The 24,265-nt window shown below is 28.9% G+C and carries 23 protein-coding genes and 1 tRNA gene; 22 read left to right on the top strand and 2 right to left on the bottom strand.

Features of this window, described 5'->3' with window-relative positions; translation table 11 throughout:
* Positions 1 to 39 precede the first annotated feature (39 nt).
* The 7 genes from VLK81_RS07945 to VLK81_RS07915 all read left to right on the top strand — a co-directional run bounded on the left by VLK81_RS07945 (position 40) and on the right by VLK81_RS07915 (position 6,953).
* The gene (locus tag VLK81_RS07945) at positions 40 to 930 is read left to right on the top strand and encodes a diacylglycerol/lipid kinase family protein (RefSeq protein WP_324620092.1); all 891 of its coding nucleotides are present in this window, start codon (positions 40 to 42) and stop codon (positions 928 to 930) included.
* 86 nt (positions 931 to 1,016) lie between these two features.
* Positions 1,017 to 1,700: a DUF655 domain-containing protein gene (locus VLK81_RS07940; protein WP_324620091.1), complete on the top strand. Its 684-nt coding sequence runs from the start codon at positions 1,017 to 1,019 to the stop codon at positions 1,698 to 1,700.
* 22 nt (positions 1,701 to 1,722) lie between these two features.
* Entirely contained in the window at positions 1,723 to 2,769 is a 1,047-nt protein-coding gene (gene selD, locus VLK81_RS07935; RefSeq protein ID WP_324620090.1) for a selenide, water dikinase SelD, read from the top strand.
* Positions 2,770 to 2,778: 9 nt separating this feature from the next.
* Positions 2,779 to 4,164: an L-seryl-tRNA(Sec) selenium transferase gene (gene selA / locus VLK81_RS07930; protein WP_324620089.1), complete on the top strand. Its 1,386-nt coding sequence runs from the start codon at positions 2,779 to 2,781 to the stop codon at positions 4,162 to 4,164.
* A gap of 3 nt (positions 4,165 to 4,167) precedes the next feature.
* Entirely contained in the window at positions 4,168 to 6,069 is a 1,902-nt protein-coding gene (gene selB, locus VLK81_RS07925) for a selenocysteine-specific translation elongation factor (RefSeq protein WP_324620088.1), read from the top strand.
* Between the two features lie 10 nt (positions 6,070 to 6,079).
* Positions 6,080 to 6,796 carry a response regulator transcription factor gene (locus VLK81_RS07920; protein ID WP_324620087.1) on the top strand — a complete coding sequence of 239 codons (717 nt, stop codon included), beginning with the start codon at positions 6,080 to 6,082 and terminating at the stop codon, positions 6,794 to 6,796.
* A gap of 60 nt (positions 6,797 to 6,856) precedes the next feature.
* Positions 6,857 to 6,953: transfer RNA gene (locus VLK81_RS07915), tRNA-Sec, on the top strand.
* Positions 6,954 to 7,060: 107 nt separating this feature from the next.
* Here the strand turns inward: VLK81_RS07915 and VLK81_RS07910 are convergent.
* Positions 7,061 to 8,197, bottom strand: a complete 1,137-nt coding sequence (locus VLK81_RS07910; RefSeq protein ID WP_324620086.1) for a hypothetical protein — start codon at positions 8,195 to 8,197, stop codon at positions 7,061 to 7,063.
* Positions 8,198 to 8,277: 80 nt separating this feature from the next.
* Here VLK81_RS07910 and VLK81_RS07905 point away from each other — a divergent pair, with 80 nt between their 5' ends.
* Genes VLK81_RS07905 through holA form a run of 3 tightly spaced genes read left to right on the top strand, consistent with a single transcriptional unit; the run spans position 8,278 to position 11,610 of the window.
* Positions 8,278 to 9,075, top strand: a complete 798-nt coding sequence (locus VLK81_RS07905) for a ComEC/Rec2 family competence protein (protein WP_324620085.1) — start codon at positions 8,278 to 8,280, stop codon at positions 9,073 to 9,075.
* Between the two features lie 29 nt (positions 9,076 to 9,104).
* On the top strand, positions 9,105 to 10,622 hold the full coding sequence (locus tag VLK81_RS07900) for a DNA internalization-related competence protein ComEC/Rec2 (protein ID WP_324620084.1): 1,518 nt from the start codon (positions 9,105 to 9,107) through the stop codon (positions 10,620 to 10,622).
* The gene (gene holA / locus VLK81_RS07895; RefSeq protein ID WP_324620083.1) at positions 10,591 to 11,610 is read left to right on the top strand and encodes a DNA polymerase III subunit delta; all 1,020 of its coding nucleotides are present in this window, start codon (positions 10,591 to 10,593) and stop codon (positions 11,608 to 11,610) included. The genes VLK81_RS07900 and holA overlap by 32 nt, the downstream gene beginning before the upstream one ends.
* 85 nt (positions 11,611 to 11,695) lie before the next feature.
* Here holA and rpsT read toward each other — a convergent pair whose 3' ends face one another.
* Complete coding sequence (rpsT, locus tag VLK81_RS07890; RefSeq protein ID WP_324620082.1) at positions 11,696 to 11,965, bottom strand: 30S ribosomal protein S20; 270 nt, start codon at positions 11,963 to 11,965, stop codon at positions 11,696 to 11,698.
* A gap of 134 nt (positions 11,966 to 12,099) precedes the next feature.
* On the opposite strand from rpsT, the gene lepB reads away from it, so the two are divergent.
* The 12 genes from lepB (at position 12,100) to rpsU (ending at position 24,239) form a co-directional block, all read left to right on the top strand.
* Complete coding sequence (gene lepB, locus VLK81_RS07885) at positions 12,100 to 12,702, top strand: signal peptidase I (protein WP_324620081.1); 603 nt, start codon at positions 12,100 to 12,102, stop codon at positions 12,700 to 12,702.
* Positions 12,703 to 12,712: 10 nt separating this feature from the next.
* A complete protein-coding gene (gene lepA, locus VLK81_RS07880) occupies positions 12,713 to 14,524 on the top strand; it encodes a translation elongation factor 4 (RefSeq protein ID WP_324620080.1) in 1,812 nt (603 codons plus the stop codon).
* Positions 14,517 to 15,686 (top strand): radical SAM family heme chaperone HemW, encoded by a 1,170-nt coding sequence (hemW, locus tag VLK81_RS07875; RefSeq protein WP_324620079.1) that lies wholly within the window; start codon positions 14,517 to 14,519, stop codon positions 15,684 to 15,686. The genes lepA and hemW overlap by 8 nt, the downstream gene beginning before the upstream one ends.
* Before the next feature lie 294 nt (positions 15,687 to 15,980).
* Positions 15,981 to 17,003: a heat-inducible transcriptional repressor HrcA gene (gene hrcA, locus VLK81_RS07870; protein ID WP_324620078.1), complete on the top strand. Its 1,023-nt coding sequence runs from the start codon at positions 15,981 to 15,983 to the stop codon at positions 17,001 to 17,003.
* Positions 17,000 to 17,578, top strand: coding sequence for a nucleotide exchange factor GrpE (gene grpE, locus VLK81_RS07865; RefSeq protein ID WP_324620077.1), 579 nt, complete (start codon positions 17,000 to 17,002; stop codon positions 17,576 to 17,578). The genes hrcA and grpE overlap by 4 nt, the downstream gene beginning before the upstream one ends.
* A gap of 19 nt (positions 17,579 to 17,597) precedes the next feature.
* Complete coding sequence (gene dnaK / locus VLK81_RS07860) at positions 17,598 to 19,439, top strand: molecular chaperone DnaK (protein ID WP_324620076.1); 1,842 nt, start codon at positions 17,598 to 17,600, stop codon at positions 19,437 to 19,439.
* A gap of 150 nt (positions 19,440 to 19,589) precedes the next feature.
* Positions 19,590 to 20,705, top strand: coding sequence for a molecular chaperone DnaJ (gene dnaJ, locus VLK81_RS07855; RefSeq protein WP_324620075.1), 1,116 nt, complete (start codon positions 19,590 to 19,592; stop codon positions 20,703 to 20,705).
* Positions 20,706 to 20,713: 8 nt separating this feature from the next.
* On the top strand, positions 20,714 to 21,622 hold the full coding sequence (locus VLK81_RS07850) for a 50S ribosomal protein L11 methyltransferase (protein ID WP_324620074.1): 909 nt from the start codon (positions 20,714 to 20,716) through the stop codon (positions 21,620 to 21,622).
* Positions 21,615 to 22,328, top strand: coding sequence for an RsmE family RNA methyltransferase (locus VLK81_RS07845; RefSeq protein ID WP_324620073.1), 714 nt, complete (start codon positions 21,615 to 21,617; stop codon positions 22,326 to 22,328). The genes VLK81_RS07850 and VLK81_RS07845 overlap by 8 nt, the downstream gene beginning before the upstream one ends.
* 1 nt (position 22,329) lies before the next feature.
* Positions 22,330 to 23,622, top strand: coding sequence for a tRNA (N(6)-L-threonylcarbamoyladenosine(37)-C(2))-methylthiotransferase MtaB (mtaB, locus tag VLK81_RS07840; RefSeq protein WP_324620072.1), 1,293 nt, complete (start codon positions 22,330 to 22,332; stop codon positions 23,620 to 23,622).
* 10 nt (positions 23,623 to 23,632) lie between these two features.
* Positions 23,633 to 23,977, top strand: a complete 345-nt coding sequence (locus VLK81_RS07835; protein ID WP_324620071.1) for a histidine triad nucleotide-binding protein — start codon at positions 23,633 to 23,635, stop codon at positions 23,975 to 23,977.
* Between the two features lie 82 nt (positions 23,978 to 24,059).
* Entirely contained in the window at positions 24,060 to 24,239 is a 180-nt protein-coding gene (gene rpsU / locus VLK81_RS07830; protein WP_324620070.1) for a 30S ribosomal protein S21, read from the top strand.
* Positions 24,240 to 24,265: the final 26 nt, after the last annotated feature.

Below are 24,265 nucleotides of genomic sequence, written 5' to 3'. Positions count from 1 at the left end.
GGGTATAATTATATTAGAAAAAAATTAAGGAGATAGGAAATGGAAAAAGCATTAATTATATATAATCCAATGGCAGGTAGCGAAAATGGAGAAAAACTTGCAAATTTATTTAAAGAAAGATTAGAAAAAGATTTTGATGAAATTGATATAAAGGGAACCAAAGAAAAGGGTGATGCTACTCTTTTCGCAAAAAATTCCACCTATGATAGTTATCATTCTGTTTTTGTAATTGGTGGAGATGGAACTGTAAATGAAGTGTTTAAAGGAATTCTTTCAATAGAAAAAGAAAATAGACCAATATTAGGAGTAATTCCTGGAGGTACTTTCAATGCAGTTGCAAGAGTTCTTCAGTCTAATCAAGCTAAAGATAAAGCAATTGAGAATTTTAGCCTAGATAAAATAAAAGAAATGGATATGGGAGTAGTCAATGATTCTGTGTTTTCTTTGATTTTTTCTATAGGAGATGTTCCAGAAGCTATTCACAGTGTTTCAAATGAAGAAAAATCAAAATTTAAAATGCTTGCATACGCAAAAAATATTATAGAAAAAATAGCAGATGACTCAGTCTATGATTTAGATATAGATATAGATGGCGAAGAATTTTCTGGCTTATTCCACCATGTTATAATTCTACTTTCAGATAAACTTGAAAATTTTGAATTAACTGAGTATAAGATGGCTATGGACGATGGATTTCTTCATATTTTCCTTATGCCTGAAGCTTCATTAACTGAAAAGGTAGGATTACTTTCTGATATGGCATTTAAAAAGAGTTCAGATAATGAAAATCTAATTTACCGCAAAGCTAAAAGTTTAAAAATCTCTTCTAAGAAGCCTGTAGAAACTGATATAGATGGAGATAAGGGCGAAAATCTTCCTGTTTCAATAAAGGTAGAGGAAAAAGCTCTAAAAGTATATTATCAAGGTTAGTTTTAATATTTGAAGATTAGTTATTTTATGGTATAATTAATATATTAAATTTTCTTAACATTTAAATTTATGTTTGGGAGTAAGCTATGAATTTTAAGAAATATGGTGATAAGATTTTAGTTTTTTTCGTGCTTGTTTTATTCCTACTTGTCTTTTTGTTTAAGGGTGGATTTAATAATTATTCTGAAAATATTCTAACTGATGGAAACGATAAAGATATGAATTTTTTTTATTCAAATGATAGTGCGAATAAAAATCAAAATACTCAGGATAATGATATTAACATAAAGAAAAGTTCAGATGAAGATGAAAATGAAAAAATTATAGTTCACGTATCTGGAGAGGTTAAGAATCCTGGAATCTACGAATTTGAAGATGGTGATAGGGTTAATGATGCAATTGAAAAAGCTGGAGGTTTAACCGAGAATGCTTATAAGGATGGAATTAATCTTGCTTTAAAGTTAAGAGATGAGATGAAGGTAACTATTTATACACTAGAAGAATACAAAAAACTTGGTTTAGATGAAAATAGTTCAGATAATTTTCAAATTTCTGGCCTATATGATACAAAAGATAAAAATGGAAAGGTAAGTTTAAATAGGGCAAGCAAGGAAGAGCTAATGACCCTTCCAGGAGTTGGTCCTAAAACGGCTGATAAAATAATAGAATATAGAGAAAAGAATAAGTTTGAATCTATTGAGGATATTAAAAATATTAATGGAATTGGGGATAAAACTTTTGAAAGGCTTAAAGATCTAATTCAGATATAATATAAAAGATAGAGGGTAGGATATGAAGAAATTAAAAGATGTTAAATTAACGCAAATGACTAAAACTTCAGGCTGAGCTGCTAAGGTTGGACCGGAGGTTCTAGAAGAGGTTTTAAAAGATTTACCAAAAATTACAGATAAAAGATTAATTGTCGGAATTGATGGTGCTGATGACTGCGCTGTTTATCAAATAACTGATGATATTTGCCTAGTAAATACTTTAGATTTTTTTACTCCTATTGTAGATGATCCATATACTTTTGGAAGAATTGCAGCTGCAAATTCTCTTTCTGATGTTTATGCTATGGGAACAGAGCCAAAGCTTGCTATGAATATTGTTTGCTTTCCAAATTGTTTAGAGCCTGAGGTATTAAAACAAATACTTCACGGGGCTCATGACAAGTGTGATGAAGCTGGGTGCCTAGTGATTGGTGGTCATACTGTTCAGGATGATGAACCTAAGTTTGGACTTTCAGTTTCAGCTTTTATCCATCCAGATAAAATTTTGAAAAATAATACTCCAAATGTTGGAGATGTTTTGATTTTAACTAAACCTATTGGGGTTGGAGTTATGAATACAGCTTTAAAGGGCGGATTAATTGAAGAAAATTCAGACTCTTATAAAAAACTTGTACTCAGCATGGAAACATTAAATAAGTTTGGATTTGAGGCTATTAAAGACCTTAAAGTATCAGCCTGTACGGATATAACTGGATTTGGACTTTTAGGTCATATAAAGGAAATGGTATTACAAAAAGATGTCAGCTGTATTTTAGATGTTGATAAGGTTCCATATTTTGAAGAAGCTATGTCTTTTGCGGAAATGGGTTTAGTACCAGAGGGAACCTATGCAAATAAAAAATATTGCAAGGGTTTAGTTGATCTTGGATCAGTAGATAGTGTAGTAATAGATCTATTATTTGATCCTCAAACTTCAGGGGGGCTACTAATATCTCTTCCTGAAGAAGAGGCGAAAAAGGCAATGGAAAATTTAAAGAATTCAAAGCTTCCAGCAGCTATTGTTGGAAGGATAGTTGAGGGAAGAGATAAGAAAATTATTTTAAATTAAAGGGGAAAAATGGGAAATTTATTTAAACTTATTCCAAAAGTGGATGAAGTTATAGAAAAAGAAGAAATAAAAAGTTTAATTAAGCTTAATTCTAGAAAAATTGTAGTAGATTCTATAAGAGAAGTATTAGATGATTTAAGACAAGAAATTAAATCTGGTATAGACGAAGATATTCTTATGAATAATATAAGAAATATTAACTCCTTAGTAGAAGAATCTATATTAAATAAAAAGAAACATCATTTAGTTAAACTAATAAATGCAACTGGTATAGTTATTCATACAAATCTTGGAAGAAGTCCTCTTGCTAAAGAAGCTGTAGATTCTCTAACTTCCTTGGCATCATCATATTCAAATTTGGAGTATGACTTGGATGAAGGTAAAAGAGGTTCTAGATATTCTCACTTAGATGAAATAGTTCGCAAAATAACTGGAGCAGAGGCAAGCATGGTTGTTAATAACAATGCAGCAGCAGTTCTTCTCATTTTAAGTGCTCTTTGTTCAGGAAAAGAAGTAATTACATCTAGAGGAGAGTTAATAGAAATTGGTGGTGCATTTAGAATTCCAGATGTTTGTAAAGAGAGTGCTAGTAGTCTTATAGAAGTAGGAACTACCAATAAGACTCACTTAAAAGATTACGAGGAAGCTATCAATGAAGATACGGCTGCTATATTAAAAGTTCATACAAGTAATTATAAAATTGTTGGATTCACAGAGGGAGTTGACAACAAAACTTTATCAAGCCTAAAAAAAGATCATGATATTTTAATTATAGAAGACCTAGGTAGTGGAGTTTTGGTAGATTTTTCAAAATATGGACTGAGTTATGAGCCAACGATCCAAAACTCAATTCAAAGTGGGGTAGACCTCGTTTCTTTTTCTGGTGATAAACTATTAGGAGGGCCTCAAGCTGGAGTAATTGTAGGTAGAAAGGACCTTATAGATAAGATAAAAACTCATCCACTAACTAGAGCTTTAAGAGTAGATAAATTTACAATTGCTGCTCTTGAAGCAACTTTAAGATTATATCTTGATGAAAATATTGCGACTCAAAGAATACCTACACTAAATATGATTATTCAAAAGAGAGATTTTATTAGAAAAAAAGCTGAAAAATTAGCCTCAATGATAGATAATAATAATTTAAATGTGGATATTATTGATACCTTATCTGAAGTAGGTGGAGGATCTATGCCAGGGGAAAAATTAGAATCCAGCGCTCTTGCAATCAATTCTGATGTATATAAGGATTTTGAAATAGAAAGATTTTTGAGGGGCTATGAGATACCTATAATAACTAGGATTGAAAATGAAAAAGTTATTATCGATTTAAGGACTGTATCTTATGATGAATTTGAAATAATTGCAAAGGCTTTAAATTTATTAGGAGCGTAATATATGAAAAATATTATTGTAGGTACTGCAGGACATATTGATCATGGTAAAACCACCTTAATAAAAGCTCTTACTGGAAGAAATACTGATAGATTAAAAGAAGAGCAAAAAAGAGGAATTTCAATAGATCTTGGTTTTACCTTTTTCGATCTTCCATCTGGAACTAGAGCAGGAATAATTGATGTTCCAGGACATGAAAAATTTATTAAAAATATGCTTGCAGGCGCTTTTGGAATTGACCTTGTAATACTTGTTGTTGCTTGTGATGAGGGGATGATGCCTCAATCTAAGGAACACCTTCATATTTTAGATTTACTTGGAATTAAAAAGGGTTTTGTTGCATTAACAAAAACCTCTATGGTAGATCCAGAATGGTTAGAACTGGTAGAATCTGATGTAAAAGAAGAGCTAAAAGGCACATTTTTAGAAAATGCAGATATTTTGAAAGTGGATTCTGTTAAAAATATTGGGATAGATGAAGTAAAGAATGAAATAGATAGAATTATTAAAGATATGGAAGAAACTGTAACAAGTGGAATCTTTAGGCTTCCTGTTGATAGATCTTTTTCAATATCTGGAATTGGTACTATTGTAACTGGTACACTTATCTCAGGTACTATATCTGTAAATGAAGAAGTAGAAATTTACCCTAACAATATTATTACAAAGGTTAGGAGTATTGAAGTTCACGACAAAGCTAGTGAAAAAGCTGAAAAGGGTCAAAGAGTTGCATTAAATTTACAAGGAGTAAAGAAGGAAGATGTAGAAAGAGGTTCTGTAATTGCTCCAGTAGACTCTTTAATCCCTACAAGCATGCTTGATGTAAAAGTTAAAATTATTGATAGTCCATATACGATAAACAATAGGACTAGGGTTAGATTATATATAGGATCAAATGAAGTTTTCGCAAGACTCATTCTTCTTGAAGATGATACTTGCGAGGGAGGAAAAGAATATCTAGCTCAGTTAAGACTTGAGGAAGAAATTGTATGTAAAGAAGATGATAGATTTATAATTAGATTATTTTCTCCAGTTGTAACTATTGGTGGTGGAAGAGTACTAGATGCAAATCCAAAAAAGAAAAAAAGATTTAATGAAGAAGACTTAAAACTAATTAGTCTTTTTGAATCATCATCTGAAAAAGACAAACTTGAAGCTACTATAAAGGAAGCTAAAGGGAATTTTATTACTTTAAATGATTTAGTTAAGCTAAGAAACATTGATGAAGAGTCGATTATAAGTCTTTTAGAAAAGCTTGAAGAAGAGGGAAAAATAACTTATGCTTCAGTTCAAAAAGATAGATATATTATTCATAATAATTATTTAAAGGAATTATCAAATAGGACAATACAAATAACAAAGGATTATCATAAAAAATATAGCTTGAGACCAGGTATAACTAAAGAGGAAATAAAAAGTAAAATTTTTCCAAAACTACCAAAAAATGTTAGCGATATTTTCTTAAGTGTTATTAGTTATGGAACTGAACTAGAAACCTATAAGGAATTTATAAGACTTTCATCTTTTAAAGAAAGCCAAAGCGAGACTCAAAAAGAGATAGAAAATAAACTTTTATCCTCTCTAGAAGAATATAAAATGCAAGCACCTAGATTTTCAGAAATCTTCAAAAATAGTAACTTTAATCCTCAAGAAATAAATGAAGTCGTAAATTCTTTAATAGCAAAAAAGGAGCTTACTAAATTTGAAGATACAGTTTTAAGAAGCAAAGATATTAAAATTTTTGAAGAAAAAGTTATATCATATATCAAAGATAAGGGACAAATTTCCCTTAGTGAAGCTAGAGATATAACAAATTCAAATAGGAAGAATGCACTTTTAATTCTTGAAGATCTCGATAAGAGAAAGATAACAAAAAGAGATGGTGAAAATAGAGTCCTTTTATAGGGGGTGAAGCATGAATCTTGAATTATTATTAGTCTTTGATGACGATGATATTTTGGAAGAACTTAAATATGCTTTTGATACTGAAGGATATAATATATATGTTTCTAGAAGTATTAAAGAGGCAATTGAAATTTTCAAAAATAGAAAAATTGATTTTGCCTTAATAGATATGCAGTATAAAGATGGTACTGGGCTTGACCTTAAGAAAATTATGAGTGAGGAGAAAGATATTCCAACAATTGTAATATCTACTATTGATAATGATTTAAAGAAGGTATTAGCACTAGAGTATGGATGCGATGATTATATTGTAAGGCCCTTTAATATACTTGAACTTAAGGCGAGAATTAGGGCGATTTTAAGACGTGTAATCCAAACTCAAAAAGTTTTAGAAGAGTCAAAAAATAAAAAGCAAAATTTAGTAGAAAGTGGATTTGAGTTTAATCTTATTGCTAGAAGAGTAAACTACTTAGGAGAAAATTTAGATCTGACAGGAAAGGAATTTGAATTTTTCTTTATTTTGGCATTAAATCCAGATACAATTTTTTCAAGAAAGGAATTGGCTGAAAAAGTATGGGGAAAGGAATATGAAAGCAATTTAAGGACTGTTGATGTTCATATTAGAAGGCTTAGAGAAAAACTTTCCTTACTAGGAAAAGAGTCCTATATAAAAACGAAATGGGGCAAAGGATATTACTTTTCTACTAAAGATGTAGATGATATTTAACTTGAATTTAATATTATTTTATTATATAATAAACAAGGTGCTTTTAGCATCTTGTTTTATGGGGGTAGATGAGTCCTGGTGGGCTCTCTGGTCTTCAAAACCAGCGCGAGGGGTTTGTAGCTTCTTGGGTGAGTTCGATTCTCACGTACTCCCGCCAATAATGAATAATGAAAATTAGATTTTTATGAAAATTATTTTTTTACAGAAAAAGCTTCCTATTAGTAATTACTTTGCTAACAGGAAGCTTTTTAAATTTATATTAAGCTATTTATTTAATTTGGAGTAAATATATCTATCAATAAGCTCCTTTAATCTTTCTCTATACTCATCTTTTATTTCTCCATAAATATATTGCTTTTTAATTTCATAATTAAAAGGATATATATTTTGAAGCTCTTTTATTAAATCTAAGTCATCAATTTCTTCTAGGCTATTTTTCAAAATAAATTCACTATTTTCATCTTTTGGATTGGTAATAAATTTAAAATCAGCATCGAAACTATCAATCATTAACTTTAAATCCTTTATAAAGATTTCTTTGATATTGTGGGTTAAAAATTTTTTTCCATCTATTTCATAGACATCCTCATTAATCAAATCTAGGTAATATTTATATACGTTTGTTTTAAGATCATATAGCTCATCTTTTAAATCTTCTAGACTTCTTTTTGTAAAGTTAATCTCATCTACTATATTTTCGCCTTCATAATTTATGAGATTTTTTATTTCAATTATTTCTTTATTTTTCAAAAGAAGGTAGTTATATGCTTTATCTCCTGTTTGAAAAGTAATTTCAAGCCCTTTATCAGTTTTCTCAAAACTTTTAATGATAGCAAGTTTTAACTCAGCAGTATTTGATGGAACTGGGTAGAAAATTTTACCTTGTCCAACAGAAGGAATATTTATAGTGTAGCTATCTTTATTTTGATTTACCTTAACATCTAGTGATGAATTTATTATATGATTTAATGTAAACTCCATATCCTTAAGATCTCTTTCAACATTAATTAGTCCAGCAGCTGGAACAATAACTTTAAAAAAGTCTTCATTAAAACTAACTATCTTACAATCAAGAGCATATATTTTTTTAAAAAGTAAAGAAAGAATAATATATGCTAAATAATTTTTCATATTTTCTATTCTTGTTTTTTTATCTATTTCAATAGTAAGCTTATCAGTTGATAGACTACCTTTTATTTCATAAACAAAGTCTTGTTCTTGCCTTGTAATTTTATTTACTTTAATCCCATTTAACTTAACTAAGTCTGTGGGTATATTTTTAGAGCTAGGACTAGCTATTGAGTTTGTTAATACTAAATTTAAATTATTTCTTGAACCCTTTTTTGACTTTAGAGTTGTTTCTATCTCAAACATATAAGGGTAGTCCATATAGTAAAGCATATTATCACTCCTTTTTTATATATTGTATCATTTATAGCAAGTTTAATAAAGAACTGTTATAATATTTTTGGTGATTGAAAATGTTTTTAGGGATAATTTTTATAGGCCTTTTTTATTTTTTAGGAATAAATTTTGGATATAGGGTAGATGTTAATATCTTTATTTCTGTCCTTTTCATTTTCTTGTCATTTTTTATAGATATTAAGAAAAAAAATAGGATATATATATTTTTAAGTTTATTTTTTTTCTCTTTAGGCTTACTTGTAATTACAATAAGTGAAAAAAATATAAAAGTAGATAAAATTGAAGGAATTAACAAGATAGAGATTCTTATAACAGAAGTTTATTCTATTTCTGAAGATTATTATACATATAAAGCTAAGGCTATAAAAGTGGGCGATGATACTATAAATGAAAATATACTTTTAACCTATAAGGATAGGTTAAAAGTTGGAAGTCTAATTGAAGCTAAAGGAGAACTAGAACCTTTTAGAGACTCTGGAAACTTTGGACAATTTAGCAGTAAAGACTTCATGAGATCTAAGGGGATTTTTGCTAGTCTTTTCTTAAAAACAAGTCCTAAAATTTTGGACTTAAATTATAATAAGTTTTTCTATATCAAAAATAATGTAGTTGAGAAATTAAATAATATTAATTCATGGGCATTAAAAAAACAAAATGCAGATTTTGTAAATACAGTATTTTTTGCTAAAAACTTTATGGATGATGGTTATAAAGATAAGGTGGAAGATCTCGGACTTTCACATATTTTGGCTGTTTCAGGGATGCATATAGGAATAATATATTTATTTTTATGCGGCTTTTTAAGCATATTTCCTATTAATTATAAGATTAGAATCTTTTTTTTTCTTTTTTGATAACCATATCCTATATTTACCTAACGGGGATGAAATCTTCTGCATTAAGGGCGTTTTTAATTATTTTTTTTGTTGAAATGACAAGAATATATAAACTGGGGTTAAATAGATTAAAACTCATATTTCTGGCTTTTTTTATAATTTTATTATTTATGCCATATAGGGCAATTGACTTATCACTTACTCTGAGTTTTATATCAATACTTTCTTTATTTTACTTAAAAGATATTTTATTTATTAATGTAAAAAAAGATTCAAATTTAATAAAGGCATTTAAAACGATTTTAACTGTAAATATTTCTCTCTTACCACTTATTTTATATTATTATGGAAGTGTAAACCTACTTTTAATACCGGTAAATTTGATTGTTGTTCCTATATTTTCAGCTACCTTTGCCTTGGTCTTTTTGAAAATTATTTTATATTTTACAATAAGGCCATTAGCTTATTTTATTTCTTTTTTAATAGATTTTTTATTAGATATTATTTACTTTGTGGTAGATTTATTTTCAGGCATTGACTTTTTCAAATTTTCAATTAAAAATATGAATTACTATTTTGTAATAGTATTATTTCTATTAGTTCTATATTTTATATTTGAAAGAAATTATATTAGATTATCTCTTACTGATAAAATTAAAGGCTTTAAAATTATTGCAATACTTATATTGAGTTTTAGTTTTATATTTGAAATTGCATCTTATACAAGCCTATCCATGATTGATATTGGACAGGGAGATGCTTTTCTAATAAGTGATGGAAAACTTACAGGTATGATAGATACAGGTGGAGATATAAAAGGATCTACTTATAAATTTATTTTAGGTCCTTATTTAAAAAAGAGGGTAAAAAAACTAGATTTTGTAATTATTAGTCATGATGATATTGACCATTCTGGAAATTTAAAATATATTGTTAGGGATTATGATCCAATTATTTTTACATCAGAAAAATCTAAAATTTCAAGTCCTAAAAGAAAAATTCTTAAAAATGAAGATATAATAAAATCTACAGGATTTTCTATAAAAGTTTTAGATGACGGCAAGGAATATGATGAATCTAATAATACATCATTGGTATTAAGTTATAAACAAAAGGGATTTTCAGCTTTATTTACAGGAGACATGGAAGTTGATAAGGAAAAGAATTTAAGCATGGACTTAAAACATGATATACTAAAAGTAGGTCATCATGGTTCAATGACTTCAACATCAGATGATTTTTTAAAAAAGGTAAATCCTAAAATTGCACTTATTTCTGCTGGATATAAAAATAAATTTTCTCATCCACATAAAGAAACTATTGAAAAACTTGAAAAATATGGTGTTAGGTACTTTAGAACAGATAGAGATGGAGAAGTTAGGATAACATCAAGTGTTTTTGGAAATGAAATAAAACATAAATTAAGAAATAAAAAAAGCCTAGCTAGTTTTTTACTAGGAGATTTATTATATATTATAGTTTTAACTGGAACTTTTACACTTTTATTGAAGGATTTATTTAAGGAAAATGATTATGAATTATATAGAGGCTATAGAAAAATTTAGAAATAAAACTTTGAAAAATTTAATATTTGTATATGGAGAAGAGGATTTTCTAAAAAAAACATTTATTGAAGAAATTGCTGGAGACTTAAAAGATGATGTTTTTAATTTTACTAAGTTCAATGATGAAAATTTTAATTCTCAAAGTATAATTGATAATAGTGAGTCTCTACCTTTTATGTCAGATAGGAGAGTTATTTTAATAGAGCACTTAGATTTTTCTAGGGATAAGATTTCTAAGTTTGAAAATGAACTAAATAATATATTAAACTATGCTTCTAATATTCCTAATTTCACCACTATTATTTTTGATTTAAAAGCTGGGTTTTTTAAGGGAAAACTTTACAAAAATTTCTTAAATCTAGCTAGTTTTGTCGAAATGAATAGGCTAAATAGCATGGAGCTTAAAAATTTTATTGGAAAAAAATTTATATCAGATGGACTTTCAATAAAAAATAGTGAAATTAGTTATATTATGGATAGAACAGGATATTTAGATAGGGATTCAGAGCTTAATTTAAACTTTATAAACAATGACCTTGAAGCTCTTATTGAGGGAGTAAAGATAAATAATAAGGAAATTACAAAAAAATTAATCGATAAATTCATTACTCCATTCATTAATGAAAATATATTTGATTTAACCGATAATATTTTAAAAAAAAACACGGCTAAATCATTAGAAGTTTTCTATAATTTAAGTGATGAACCTGTAGAAAAAGTCTTTTTTATGATAGCTAGAACTTTCAATAATTTGTTTTATATAAAAAATCTTCTAAATAATGGAAGGTCAAACCAAGCTATTATGAATATTCTTGGTATTAAAAAATTTGAATATGATAAAAATTTTAGAGCCATTTCTGATCTGGGAGAAAATAAAATCAGAAGCTCTATTAATCTACTTTATGAATGTGAAAAAAACATGAGAATTAATAGTAACCACACAAAACTTGAAATTGAAAAACTTATTATTAAATTAACTAGCATATAAAAACGCCTTAGAATTTAAATTTCTAAGGCGTGTAAAAATTAAATAGAATATTTCAAATAAAAAAACTTCCTTAGGAATAGGAAGTTTAGGCTTCTTTAGCAGAATTAAGTCTTCTTTGGAATGAGCTTAATTTTCTTGAAGCTGCATTCTTATGGATTAAGTTTTTGCTTGCAGCTTTTTTAAGCTTTTTATCAACTAATTTTAATAGTTCAGCTGCATCATCTAATCTATCTTCTTCAATAGCTATATTTAATTTTTTCATATAAGTCTTAAGTTCAGATTTTTTACTTTTATTTCTAGCTCTTTTAGTTTCGTTAACTTTAATTCTTTTAAGTGCTGATTTAATATTTGCCATTTTCTCACCCCCTAAATATTACAAAAAATATTTTATCATTTATTGACTATATTTGCAAGTATATTTAAAAAAATAATGATGGAAAAACTTATTTGTGATATAATTAATATGTATTTTTTGAAAGGATGATAGGAATGCAAGATTTAAACAATCAAGATAAGGGCGAATTAGAAAACAATATAGAAAGTCAAGAAATAGAGATTGAAGAAAACAATAAGAAAGGTAATAATAAAAAAGAAATGCCATTTATTTTTGAACTTATTATTGTAGTTGCAATTGCTTTATTTATTAGATTTTTTATTTTCAATATCACCCATGTTTCTGGTATGTCTATGGTCCCAACTTTAAATGATGGGGATATACTTATTACTGAAAGAGTTAGTTTATTTTTTAAAGAAGCTGAAATAGGTGATGTAGTTGTTATTAAAGCTCCTGATAATTCTGGAGATAATTATATAAAAAGAGTCATTGCTAAGAGTGGGGATAGGGTAGAATTAAAAGATGGAGAAGTTTTTGTAAATGATTTGAAACTAGATGAAGATTATACTAACTATGATCCAACTCTTTCACTTAATGGTGAAACATCATGGGTTTTAAATGATGGGGAATACTTTGTTATGGGAGATAATAGAGCTCACTCTAATGATTCAAGAGCATTTGGAAAGATAGAAAAGAGTAGAGTTAAGGGTATTTCTGTTTTTAGACTGTTCCCTTTTAATAGAATAGGAAAATTGTAAGAGGTGTTTAATGAAGGTTTCACAAGATAAAATTAGAAATTTCTCAATAATTGCACATATTGATCACGGAAAATCAACACTTGCTGATAGGCTCATAGAAAAAACTGGCATGCTTGAAAAGAGAGAATTAAAAGAGCAAGTTCTTGACTCTATGGATCTTGAAAGAGAAAGAGGTATTACTATCAAGCTTAAAGCTGTAAGATTGATATATAAAGCTGAAGATGGTGAGGAATATATTTTAAATTTAATCGATACACCTGGCCATGTAGATTTTAACTACGAAGTTTCTAGATCTTTAGCTGCATGTGAAGGAGCGGTTTTAGTAGTTGATTCTACTCAAGGGGTTGAGGCTCAAACCCTAGCTAATTTGTATTTGGCTTTAGAGCAAGATTTGGAAATTCTGCCTGTTCTTAATAAGATTGACCTACCTAGTAGTGATGTTGAGTATGTAAAAAGTGAAATTGAAAATACTTGCGGACTTGATACAGAGGGGATCCCTCTGGTTTCTGCTAAAAGTGGATTAAATATTGAAGATGTTTTAGAAGATATTGTATATAATGTTCCTCATCCAGTTGGAGATGTAAGTAAGCCGCTAAAAGCACTAATATTTGACTCCTACTATGATTCTTATAAGGGAGTAATTTGCTTTATAAGAGTCTTTGAAGGAAAAGTAAAAACAGGAACAAATATTTACATGATGAATACAAAAAAAGAGTTTGAAGTTACAGAAGTAGGATACGTTCAAAATGAAAGAATTCAATCTAAAGAAATAACAGCAGGAGATGTTGGATATATTTGTGCATCTATTAAAAATGTAAGAGATGCTAGGGTTGGGGACACAATAACAGAAGTTGAAAATAAAACTGAGCATGCCCTACCAGGATATAAAAAAGTAACGCCAATGGTTTACTGCGGGATATATCCAGCAGAGGGCGAAGAATTTACACAGGTTAGAGAAGCTTTGGAAAAATTACAGGTTAATGATGCTTCATTAGTTTTCGAGCCTGAAACATCCCAAGCACTTGGATATGGTTTTAGATGCGGCTTTTTGGGTTTACTTCATATGGAAATAATTCAGGAAAGGCTTGATAGAGAATTTGACTTAAATATAATTGCCACAGCTCCATCAGTAATTTATGAAGTTATGAAAAATGATGGAACATTTTTAGAAATACAAAATCCATCTAATTTGCCGCCAGCTACAGAAATAGATTATATGAAAGAGCCTATGGTTGCATGTGAAATAATGACGCCAAAAACTTATGTTGGTCCTATTATGGAAATTTGTCAAAATAAGCGTGGCGTCTTTGAAAATATGGAATATCTAGATGAAAAAAGAGTGACTATTCATTATTTAATGCCTTTAAATGAAGTTATATACGACTTTTTTGATACATTAAAATCTAAAACACAAGGATACGCTTCTTTAGATTATGATTTAAAAGGATATCAGGAATCAGATCTTGTAAAGATGGATATCTTAATTAATGGAGAGTTAGTTGATGCCTTTTCACTTATTGTTCATAGGGAAAAAGCAGCTCAAAGAGCTAGAACTATTGTTGAGAAGCTTAAAAAAGAAATTCCAAGACAGCAATTTGCAATTCCTATTCAAGCGGCAATTGGTTCTAAAATAATAGCCAGAGAAACTGTATCAGCTCTTAGAAAAGATGTACTTGCTAAATGTTATGGTGGAGATATTTCCAGAAAGAAAAAACTTCTTGAAAAGCAAAAAGAAGGTAAAAAACGTATGAGGCAAATTGGAAATGTAGAAGTTCCACAAAATGCTTTTCTTGCCGTACTTAAGTATGACGACGATGAATAGATTAGATAAATATTTTGAAAAAGAAGAAAAAGGGGCTAAGGGACTTTATGTCCATATCCCCTTTTGTCATAAGAAATGTTATTATTGTGATTTTTTAACTTTTCCTGGACAAGAAAAAAGAATGGATTCATATATATCGAATCTTTTGAAGGAAATGGAAATTTATCAAAATAAATATGGGAAAATCTTAATTGACTCAGTATTTTTGGGCGGTGGAAGTCCTTCATATTTAAGCTTAGATAATTTAGATAAACTATTAAAGGGAATTCATGAAAATTTTAATCTTAATTCAAAAATAGAATTTACTATAGAGATGAATCCAGAAGATGTTAGGCAAGATAAGCTAAAAATTCTTAAAGATTACGGAGTAAATAGAATTTCTTTAGGAGTTCAAACTTTTGATGAAAATATATTAAAGATATTAGGAAGGGTTCATAAGTCTAGTGATGTAATTGAAGCAATAGACTTACTAAATAAAAATTCTTTTGCTAATATAAACCTAGATATGATTTACTCCCTACCATTACAAGAAGAAAAAAACTTAGAAAATGATCTAAAAATAATAAGTTATTTAAGTCCCAACCATCTTTCTTATTATTCGCTTATATTAGAAGAAAACACCTATCTACATAGGCTTGTAAGAGAAAATAAAATTTCTTTAAATGATGATGAAATGGACAGGAACTTCTACCATAAAATAGTTACGAGCTTAGAAGAAATTGGATTAAAAAGATATGAGATTTCAAATTTTGCAAAAGAATCCTACGAATCAGTTCACAATAAAAAGTATTGGCAAATGAAGGAAGTACTTGGAATTGGAATGGGAGCATCTGGATTTTACAAAAAAGCCAGATATAAAAATGTCTGTAATTTTAAAAAATATGGTGAAATGATAAATGATGGAGTATTACCAATTGGTGATTATAGTGAATATAATTTAAAAGAACTTAGAACAGATTATATAATTACAAATATGAGGTTAAAAGAAGGCATAAATCTTAAAAATTATGAGGAGATTTTTGGAATAAGTCTACTTAAAGAAAGAGAAAGAAAAATAAAAGAATATTTAGATGAAGGTTTTTTAATCTTAATGGATAATAATTTATTTTTTTCTTTAGATGGAGTAGATATTTCTAATCATATATTAGTAGACTTAATTTAGAAGCTTTTAGCTTCTTTTTTTATTATCAATTATTTAGTAACTATATTTTTTAGTTTGAAAATATTTTATAAAAGTTAAAATTAAAATTTACATAAAAAACAACTTTAACATTCAAATATTTATTTGCATAATAAGATTCTTTAATTCAAAGGTAGATATACTTAATTATTTTAATCTATCTAAGAAAAAATAAAATTATTCAAAAAATGTTGACAAAAGAAAAAATAGAGGGTATAATGTTGTTAGCACTCAAGGAGTGAGAGTGCTAACAATAAAACAAAGAAGGGTAAAGTTATGTTAGACGAACGAAAAAAGCTAATTTTGGAAGCTATTATCGGAAGTTATTTACTAAATGCTGAGCCCATTGGGTCAAGAACTATATCTAAAAATTATAACTTAGGAGTCAGTTCAGCTACCATTAGAAATGAGATGAGTGATCTTGAAGACTTGGGCCTTTTGTCTAAGGCACATTCTTCTTCTGGAAGAATTCCGTCAGATAAAGCATATAGGCTGTATGTAAATAATCTCATTGAATCGCGTTCTATGATGGGGTTTTCTGATTATAAAGATCTTTTAGATAGATCATTAAATGGAAGGTCCCTTATTGAAGAGGCAATTAATAAGCTATCTAATTTAACTGGCTATACAACACTTGCCATAATTTATAAAAGTTTAGATATAAAGCTTGAAAAAATATATATTTTAGAAGAAAGCGAAGAGACTTTACTACTTGTGATGGTCTATGATAATGATAAGATTTACTATCATCATATTAAAAAAGACTTTACAAGTGATATTAAAAGCCTTATAAAGATTAACTATATTTTTAATGATCTGATTTCTGGTATGTATATTGAAAAAATTCCATCGTTTTTAGATATGGTGGATACTCAAAGTAGTGAAAGCTTAGATAATTTCAAGATAAAGCTAAAAGAAGCAGTAAAAGATGACATAGGAAAGCTAAAAAAATATGATCTTATTTTAGATGGGGTTTCAAGCATTTTTAAATTTCCAGAATATAGTGACATTAATAAGGTAAGAGAGTTTATAAGTCTTATTGAGAGTAAGGAAACAATAATTAAAGCTCTTGTAAGTGGAGATGCAAAGATAAATATTGCTATTGGAGAAGAAAATGAAGACAATAGTTTTAAAGGACTTTCAATTATTGATTCATTTTATATGTTAGAAAATGGTCTTCATGGCAAAATTGGACTACTGGGACCAACAAGAATGGATTATGATAGTGCTATTCATTATTTACTTTGCTTAATAAATGAATTAAATACTAGCTCTAAAAGTAAGGAGGGAAGAAAGTGAATGAAGATTTAAACAAAAAAAAGCTTTCTGATGAAGAAAAGGATTTATCTGAAGACCAAAATGAAGTTAAGGATAGTGTAGAAGAAGAAATATTTGAAGCAGAGTCTGTTGAAAATGATTCTAACATTGAGGATTCTTCCTTAGAAAATGATGTTTCGAATGATTATGAAGATTTAAAAAATACATTAGTAAGGCTTCAAGCAGATTTTAACAATTATAGAAATAGGGTAAATAAGGAAAAGCAAAGCTTAGTTAAATATGCTACTGAAGGTATGATTACAGATATTCTTTCTGTTTTGGATAATTTTGATAGGGCTTTAGGACCTGAAAGTGAAGATGAAAGTGAGTATAATAAAGGTTTTAGGTTAATTAGAAAAGAATTATTTGATATTTTACAAAAAAATGGACTAGAAGTTATTGAGTCTGATGGAAAGGTGTTTGATCCTAATTTGCACAACGCTGTTGTGATGGAAGATTCTGATTTAGGTGAAGGAATTATAATAGAAACACTACAAACAGGATATAAAGTTGGAGATAAGGTCATTAGACCTAGTTATGTAAAGGTAAGTAAATAAATTTTAGGAGGAAATTATTATGGGAAAAATTATTGGAATTGATTTAGGTACTACAAACTCAGCTGTTGCTGTTATGGAAGGTGGGGAAGCTGTTATTATCCCTAACACTGAAGGAAATAGAACAACACCTTCAGTAGTTGCATTTACTAAAGATGGAGAAAGATTAGTTGGAGAAACTGCTAAAAGACAAGCAATCTTAAATCCTCAAAACACTATTTCTTCTATTAAGAGAGAAATGGGATCAGATTTCAAGGTTGATATTGATGGAAAGAAATATACTCCAGAAGAAATTTCAGCTATGATTCTTCAAAAAATTAAAAAGGATGCTGAATCATATTTAGGAGAAACTGTTACTGAAGCTGTTATCACAGTTCCTGCTTATTTTACAGATGCTCAAAGACAAGCTACTAAAGATGCTGGTAAGATTGCTGGTCTTGATGTTAAGAGAATTATAAATGAACCAACTGCTGCAGCTCTTGCTTACGGTGTAGATAAGGAAACTGATCAACATAAAATTATGGTTTATGACCTTGGTGGTGGAACATTTGATGTTTCAATTCTAGAAGTTGGAGATGGAGTTTTTGAAGTATTAGCTACTAGAGGAAATAATAGACTTGGTGGAGATGATTTTGATAAGGAATTAATTGACTATATAGCAGAAGAATATAAAAAAGAATCTGGTATTGATCTAAGAGAAGATCCAACTGCTCACCAAAGATTAAAAGACGCTGCTGAAAAGGCTAAGAAAGAGCTTTCTACAACTGTTACTTCAAATGTAAATCTTCCTTTTATAACTGCTATCAATGGAGTTCCAGCTCACTTAAATATGGATATTAAGAGAGCTAAATTTGAAGAATTAACTGAACATTTAGTAGAAAAAACTCTTGGACCAGTTAGAGAAGCATTAAAAGATGCTGGAATTAGTGCAAATGAAGTTGAAAAAGTTTTATTAGTAGGTGGATCATCAAGAATTCCTCAAGTTCAAGAAGCTGTTAAAAAACTTATAGGAAAAGATCCTCAAAAGGATATTAATCCAGATGAATGTGTTGCTGTTGGTGCAGCTATTCAAGGTGGGGTATTAGCTGGAGAAGTTAAGGATTTACTATTATTAGATGTAACTCCTCTATCATTAGGTATTGAAACACTAGGCGGAGTATCAACAAAACTTATTGAAAGAAATACTACTATTCCTACAAAGAAATCTCAAGTATTTACAACTGCCGCTGATGGACAAACTTCTGTAGATATTCACGTACTACAAGGTGAAAGAGAAATGGCAAGTGACAATACTACTCTTGGTAGATTCCAATTAACTGGAATACCTGCAGCAGCTAGAGGAATTCCACAAATTGAAGTAACCTTTGATATCGATGCAAATGGTATTGTAAATGTATCAGCTAAAGACTTAGGATCAGGAAAGTCTCAAAATATTACAATTACTTCTCAAAAGAATATGTCAGATGACGAAATTGAAAAGAAGGTAAGAGAAGCTGAGCAATTTGCTGATGAAGATAAGAAGAGAAAAGAATTAATTGAAGCTAAAAATAGTGCAGAATCTCTAATTTATCAAACTGAAAAATCACTTAAAGATCTAGGAGATAAGATTAGTGATGATGAAAAATCTTCAATCACTTCTAAGGTTGATGCTTTAAAGAATGCGTTAAATTCAGATGATCCTAAGGAAATTAAATCTAAGAGTGAAGATTTAACAAATGACTTCTACAAGATTAGTCAAAAGCTATATGAAAATGTAAATCCTAACCAAGCTGGTACTAATGCTTCTGGTGAAGGAGAAACTAAAGCTGACGATGATGTAGTAGATGCTGATTATGAAGTTGTAGATGAAGATGAGGATAAATAGATATAAATTATTTTAGGGCGAAAAAATAGCAAAAAAGTAATTTAGATTCTATTAATGGAATAATAGAAGGCGAGTTTATGCTCGCCTTTTTATTTGACTTAAATTATAGTAATAGATAAAATATATTAGTATTAAATTATTGGAGGAAAAATGAAAGATTTATATGAAATTTTAGAAGTGGATAGTAAGGCTAGCTACGAAGAGATTAAAAAATCTTATAGAAGACTAGCTAAAAAATTTCATCCAGATTTAAATCCAGGAGATAAGGAAGCTGAAGCAAAACTTAAAGAAATTAATCTTGCCTATGAAGTTTTATCAAAAGAAGATAAAAGAAGAGATTATGATAGATTTGGAGATAAAATTTTTGAAGGCGCAGCTTCTGGTAGAGGTGAGTATGGAGGTTTTTCTGATTTGTTTTCTGATATTTTTTCAGATTTCTTTTCAGGCTCATATTCTACTTATTCATCCAACTCAAGAGGTGTTCCTGGAGATGATATATTAAAGGAAGTTACTATTGATTTTAAAGATGCTTACAAGGGAGTAAAAAGAGAAATCCAAGTTAGGAGGAAAACTGTTTGCACAAAGTGCCATGGAAGTGGAGCAGAAAGTGAAGAAGATTTAGAAACTTGCCCTGTTTGCCACGGATCAGGTCAAGAAACAATTTCATCAAGAACGGCTTTTGGTCTTTTTCAGCAGGTTACTACCTGCCATAACTGCGATGGTTCTGGGAAAATTATAAAAAAGAAGTGCTCTAAGTGTTCTGGTGAAGGATTTATTTATAAGAATGAAAAAATTTCAGTAGATATTCCTGCTGGAATTGATTCCCAAATGGCAGTAAGGGTTAGCGGCAAGGGACACGAAGGACTAAAAGGCGGAGAAAATGGCGACCTACTGGTAAGGGTTACAGTTAATCCAAGTCAAATTTTCAAAAGAGAAGGAAGCGACTTACTTTTAGAGCTTCCTATAAGATTTACCCAAGCAGTTCTTGGAGATGAAATTGAGATTCCTACTATGGATGGTATAGAAAAATTCACTATTCCTAAAGGAGTTCAGTCTGGAGAAATTATTACTTTAAGAAATAAGGGATTTGTAAGTTTAAGGAGTAAAAAAATAGGAGACCTTTATGTTAAGTTAAATATTGTAACTCCAACAAATATTAACAAGGACCAGGAAGAGCTCTTAAGAGAATTAGACAAAAGTTTTGGAGAAGAAGTAAGCGATAAGAAAAGTAGATTTTTTGATAAAGTTAAAGATTTGTTTGAGTAGTGGTAAAGATGGATTATATTGGTCTTGAAATAATAACAGATAGTATGTTTGAAGAGTTAATTACAGACTCACTTTATAATTTTGAAATAAGTGGAATTGAAATAGAAGATGAAAAGCTTCTATATGATTTAAAAAAATCTTTAAAAGATAAAAGCGAACTAGTAGATTTTGATGGTAGTTATGATAAAAATATTAGAATAACAACTCATTTTAAAGAGGATTATTTTAATAATCATAGTGAAGAAATAAAGGAAGCTCTAAAAAAACTTTCAATTATTAATTATAGATTTTTTAAGGTTCAAAATAAAAATTGGAATGAAGAGTGGATGAAACACTATGATATTAAAAAATTTTTAGATAAAGTTGTTATTAAACCATCATGGATTGAATATGAAAAAAAAGATGATGAAATAGTTTTGGAATTAGATCCTGGAATGTCTTTTGGAACTGGCTATCATGCAACAACAGAACTTATGATTAAATATATATATAAGAATTTTAAAGGTGGAGTTTGCTACGATATAGGAACTGGATCAGGAATTTTAGCAATTTTACTTGAAAAAATGGGAGCAGAAAAAGTATATGCTGCTGATATTTCAGAGGATTCACAAAAGGCAGTTGAGATAAATTCTAGGCTTAATTCCTGTAGTAAGATTGAATTTAGACTAACTGACCTTCAAAATGGAATTGAGGAAAAGTGTGATTTTTATGTATCTAATATTCTAGCAAGTCTTATTATTCCTCAAATAAAAACAATTCGTAGCCACTTAAAAGTTGGAGGAGAGTTCCTATTTACAGGAATAATTGATAGCAAAGAAGAGCTAGTTGTAGAAGAGTTAAGAAAAGAAAAACTTACTTTACTAAAAAGAGAAGAACTCGATAATTGGGTTATAATTCATGGTAGATTAGATGCGTAGATATTTTTTGAATTTTAATGATGATGATAAAGATTTATTTATAGGTGGTAGTGATTTTCACCATATAAAAAATGTTTTAAGGTTAAATCTGGGAGATAAATTAGAAGTTGTCTCCTACGATAAACTTTTCACCTGCCAGATTGATGAATTTTTAGAAGATAAGGTAAAACTTACAATTTTAGAAAAAAAGAATCTTACAAATAAGAAACTGAAGATAAGACTTTTTCAAGCTCTTGCTAAAGGTGAAAAGCTTGATTTCATCTGCCAAAAGGCTACGGAACTTGGAGCTGATGAGATAATTATTTTTGAAAGCTCAAGAACGGTTGTAAAATTAGACAAAAAAAGATTAGAGAAAAAACTTGAAAGATTAAATAAAATTACTATAGAAGCCTCAAAGCAGTGTAAAAGGAATAAAATTCCTCTAGTTAAAGGTGGAATAGATATTAAAGAAATTGAGGGAGAAAATTTATTTTGCTTTTATGAAAATAGTAAAAAATCTCTAAAAGACTTTCTTTATAATAAAAATTTTACAGAAATTAATATTATTATTGGGCCGGAAGGTGGATTTTCAGAAGAAGAGATTGAAATCTTAAGATCTAAAGGAGCTGAAATATTATCTTTAGGTCCAAGAATACTTAGGACAGAGACTGCAGGACTTGCAGCAATAGCTATTAGTCAATATGAATTAGGAGATATGGGGGAATAACTTGAAGGTAAAAATTATGACATTGGGTTGCAAGGTAAACCAGTATGAGTCAGAAGCTATGAAGGAATTATTTATTCAAAAAAATTATGAGATAACAGAAGATGACTATGCAGATTTTTATATTGTAAATACTTGTACAGTTACCCAAATGTCTGATAGAAAATCTAGAAGTTTTATAAGAAAAAGCAAAAAGACGAATCCTAACTCAGTAGTTGCAGTAGTTGGATGCTATCCTCAAGTTTCTAAAGATAAAGTTACAGAAATAGAAGAAGCAGATGTGATTTTAGGAACTCAAGATAGAAAACAAATCGTTGAAATTATGGAAGAGAGCTATAAATCTAAAAAGAGAATTATTTCCGTAAAAGAATATTCAAAAGATTCTGAATTTGAGAACCTATCACTAAGAGATAATGAAGGTAGAACTAGGGCCTATATTAAAATTCAAGAAGGCTGCAATATGTTTTGTACTTACTGTATTATTCCCTATGCTAGAGGACCAGTTAGATCTAGAGATTTTGATAGCATAATAAAAGAGGCTATAGATTTAAGAAATAATGGATATAAGGAAGTTGTATTAACTGGAATTCACGCTTCAAGTTACGGGATAGATAAAAAAGAAAAATATAGGTTAATAGATATTATTGAAGAAGTTGGAAAAATTGAAGGAATAGAAAGAATAAGATTATCTTCTTTAGAGCCTAGGATTATTACTGAAGAATTCTTAAATAGACTAATAAAGGTTGATAAATTCTGTGAATCATTCCATCTTTCTCTACAATCAGGTTCCAGTGAAATATTAAAGAAGATGAATAGGAAATACGACTATGATTTATATAAGGAAAAGATAGAATTAATTAGAAAATACTATGAAAATCCAGGAATTACTACAGATATAATAGTTGGTTTTCCAGGAGAAAGTGAAGAAAACTTTTTAGAAAGCAAAAAAGCAATCGAAGAAATTGAATTTACAAAAGTGCATCTTTTTAAATATTCTAGAAGAAGAGGGACTCCTGCAGCAGAGTTTGAAAATCAAATTGATCCAAAGATAAAAAATGAAAGGTTAAAAGTTCTTGAAGAAGTATCTAAAAAGGCTCAAAATAAAATTTATAGTAAGCAAATAGGTAGGCTAGAGGAAGTTTTAGTTGAAAAGTTTGAAGATGGGAAAAATTATGGCTATTCTAAAAATTATTCTCATGTTAAAATTATTTCCAATGAAAATTTGGAAGGTAAGATAGTTAGTGTTATAATAGAAGATACTATTAATGACACATTAATTACTAGTAAAATTATCTAGGAGGAATAATATGGAAGATTGTATTTTTTGCAAAATAGCTTCTGGTGAAATAAAGTCAGATATTATTTATGAAGATGATAAGATGATTTTTTTCAACGACTTAAATCCAACAGCACCAATTCATTTTTTAGCTGTTCCAAAGAAACATATAAGATCACTTAACGAACTTGAAAAAGAAGACTTAAATCTTATTGGAGAAATTTTATTTAAGATTAAAGAATATGCAGAAAAAGAAGGCTTTGCAGAAAATGGATATAGGGTTGTTAATAACTGCGGAGAAGATGGACTTCAATCTATTAAACATATTCATTTTCATGTGTTGGCTGGTAAAAAATTAGCTTGGCCTGCTGGTTAATACTTGCATAATTTAAAAAAATAGGTTATAATCTATATGTATTAAAGCTATTAATACAGCTGAAAATGAGGGGAGGGATATTATGACAGAAATTAAAGTTGGGGAAAATGAATCGTTAGAAAATGCCCTCAAAAGATTTAAAAGACAATGTGCTCGTTCAGGAGTTTTATCCGAATATAGAAAAAGAGAACATTACGAAAAACCATCTATTAAGAAGAAAAAGAAATCTGAAGCAGCAAGAAGAAAGAAAAGAAAATTCTAGTATGCTTACTACCACCTGTTTTACAG

This window comes from Citroniella saccharovorans (assembly GCF_035481615.1).
Classification (GTDB): domain Bacteria; phylum Bacillota; class Clostridia; order Tissierellales; family Peptoniphilaceae; genus Citroniella; species Citroniella saccharovorans.
Note: the sequence above shows the minus strand (reverse complement) of the source record. Positions and strands in the feature narration are given on the sequence as shown.